The sequence below is a fragment of the Candidatus Phytoplasma meliae genome, from assembly GCF_016876135.2.
Genome location: NZ_JACAOD020000016.1, coordinates 1 through 2,878 on the forward strand (window position 1 = coordinate 1; position 2,878 = coordinate 2,878).

General features: G+C 27.0%; 3 protein-coding genes. All 3 read right to left on the bottom strand.

Going from position 1 to position 2,878, the window contains the following annotated elements; all coding sequences use genetic code 11:
• Positions 1–104: 104 nt before the first annotated feature.
• Positions 105–563 carry an SVM family protein gene (locus CHTY_RS03205; protein ID WP_203552440.1) on the bottom strand — a complete coding sequence of 153 codons (459 nt, stop codon included), beginning with the start codon at positions 561–563 and terminating at the stop codon, positions 105–107.
• 21 nt (positions 564–584) lie between these two features.
• Positions 585–1,187 (bottom strand): hypothetical protein, encoded by a 603-nt coding sequence (locus tag CHTY_RS03210; protein WP_203552441.1) that lies wholly within the window; start codon positions 1,185–1,187, stop codon positions 585–587.
• 108 nt (positions 1,188–1,295) lie between these two features.
• Positions 1,296–2,878: DNA double-strand break repair protein Rad50 (locus tag CHTY_RS03215; RefSeq protein WP_203552442.1), on the bottom strand; the 1,583-nt coding region annotated here is incomplete at its 5' end.

The following is a 2,878-nucleotide window of genomic DNA, read 5'->3' on the forward strand; positions in this document are numbered from 1 at the left end:
GGAGGGGGTCTTTGAATTTCAATATATTGAATTTATTTCAAAAAATACTTCTTTTGTAATTTTTAAAAAAATATTTTTTATTATTTTTTGTTGTTTTGTTTTGTCTAAATATTGTTTCGATTAAAAATCAACACTAATTTTTTTAATTCTTCTAATTGAGATTTTTCTTTGTTTAATAAATCTTCAGGAATATTTCTAAAAGCATTCATATGTTGGCGATTTCCTTTTAATTCATAAATTAAATTTTGTTGTTTTTCTAGATTTTTGATTAGTAAAACGTATTTACAATATCTTTTACTTAATATATTATAAGTTGCGCGATTTTCAATTGAATTGACACTTGTTTGCAACATAAATAATTGTTGTTTTCTATAAGAAATAGACCAAATTTTATTATTTATTTCACCTAAATGATAATTTAAATAAGTATCAAAGCTATCGACATTTTTCTTAGTATTGTTTTGCATCGCCATTACTTGATGATTATTAAAAAGAAATAATAATCCTATAAAAGTAATTAAACAAAGATAAATAGTTTTAAATTGATTTTTGAATTTAAACATTATTTAAATCTCCTTTTCTTTTTATCCCTCGGATGGGGTTATTTCGTAGAGGGAATTGATATTTTCTAAAGGATAGCCATAAGTATTTCTTGAAATATCATTATCATACTCACGTTGTAACGAGTCTTTTAGTTTGATGGCATTTGATAACATACCATTTAACGCTTCGATTTTGTTTTCATATTTTTTGGGATCAAGTTTACTTATTTGTTTATTGTAATTATCACATTCTTGTTGGTATTCGTTGATTTTATTTAGATTTTTTTTTCTATATTTTAACATTCTTTTTTGTTTGTTTCTTGCTTTTTCGATGACGGTTATTTCTTCTTCGGTAAGATTATTGAATGGTAAAATTTCATATTCGTTTTCAGATAAGATATAAGATTTAATTTGATCATATTTGGCTTTAGTTATTTTGATTTTAGATTTTGGAGTTTGTGTGTCACGTTTGTTTCTTGATGGTTGTTTTGATTCTTTGTTATCTTCTAATTCTTCATGATAATTTGATAATGATTTTTGTTCTTGTTTGGTTTTGTGAATACCTTCAAAAAAACCTATAATAATAACAATGCTAAAAAATAAAATAACTAAAATAGTGACCCAATGTTTTTTTAAAAAATTCATCTCTTTTAATGCCTTTCCGATAATAGTAGTAATTTATATTATCTTTTAAAAAAATTAATTACTACTATTATACAACTTTATTGGTTTTAAATTTAAAGAAAAAGTTTTTTAAGAAGGAATAGGAATTAATTCAGGGATTGTTGTTTTATTTTTTTGTTTAATTTCTTCTTGGGTTTTAGTGTAGTTAGGGTTTGGTTGTTTTAGTTCTTCTTTGATTATTTTCATTTCTTCGTCAATTGGTGCTAATTTTTCTTCTAGTTGTTCTATTTGTAATATTTTTGTCTCTTCTTTTTCGGCTTCACTAGTTATTTGTTTTCTTTTATCTTTTAGTTCTTCAATTATTTTAAAATATTCATTAATGCGAGATTGATCTTGTTCTTTGAATTTTGTTCGTCGATCTTTTTGTTTTTGAACTTCTTCTTCTAAATTATCTTCTTCAATTCGTACATTATATCCTTCTAATTTTTTTTCGTAGTCTTTGTAGTCGGCGTCGAGTTTGGCTAGGTCGCGATCGATGTCTTTGGTATACATTTCTAAAGTTTCTTTGGTAATCATTGGCGGATGTTCTTTTCCTTCTTGAATACTTTCATTAATCATATGCCATAGACGATGACCTTCGTGAAGAGTTAGAGTTACTTTTCCCATTCCTTCTGCATATTTACGAGTTACGGTTGTTACTTTGCCTAAGGTTTTGATACCGTATTTGGCTGGGATTAAGTCGGTTATTTTGTCGAAGGCTTTGAATCCCCATTTTACCATGTTACCAGCTGATGCTTCATGTTCTTTTTCATAGGTTTCCATGCGAACATGCATGGCTCTATATTTTTCTTTTAAAGCTTGGTATATTTCGCGTTCCTCTTTTATTTCTTCTAGTTTTTTGTTGACTTGGTTAATGTTGTTTTGGATTTCGTTGCGGCGTTGTTCGACGGATTGGATTTGGTTGAATAATGTTTGTTCCTTTGAGTTTAATTTATCATAATCACGCTGTAATGAGTCTTTTAGTTTGATGGCATTTGATAACATACCATTTAAAGTTTCGATTTTGTTTTCTAATGTTCCTATTTGGCTTTTGATTTCAGTTATTTCTTTAACTAAGGCGATTTTTTCATCATAAAGGATATCTAATTTGGCGCGTAATTTTTGTTTTTCAGTTAAATCAGTAGCTTCGGCGATTTGTTTTTCCGTTAGTTTTATTTCTTTTTCTTTGTTAGCTAATGCTTCTTCTTTTTGAGATTTTTGTTCTTTTAAAATATTGATGTTATTTTCGGTTTGTTTTTTTTGTTTTTTAAGATCATTAATTTTAGTTTCTGTTTGTTTTATTAGTTCTTTGATTTTTTCTTTTTGTTCTTGGGTTAGTTTTTGTTCTTCATAGAGTTTTTTTAATTCGGCTTCTACTTTGGTTAATTCTTGTTCCCAATTGTCTTTTAATCCTTGGTAATTATTGATGACTTCATCATATTTATCAATAGCTTTATCAATTTCGTTTACTAATTGCCCTACATATTTACTTGACGGTTCTTGAGGTTTATGAAAGAAACATAAGTAAATGAATCCTAAAAGACCGATAATAATTAAAAAGTAAATTAAATAGCCTTTCCGTGTTGTTGTGTGTTGGGTTGGTTGATTATTGGAAAGTTTTCTTTTAAAGAAAAGGAACATGCCAAAGATAGTTGAAATTATCAAAAACCAAG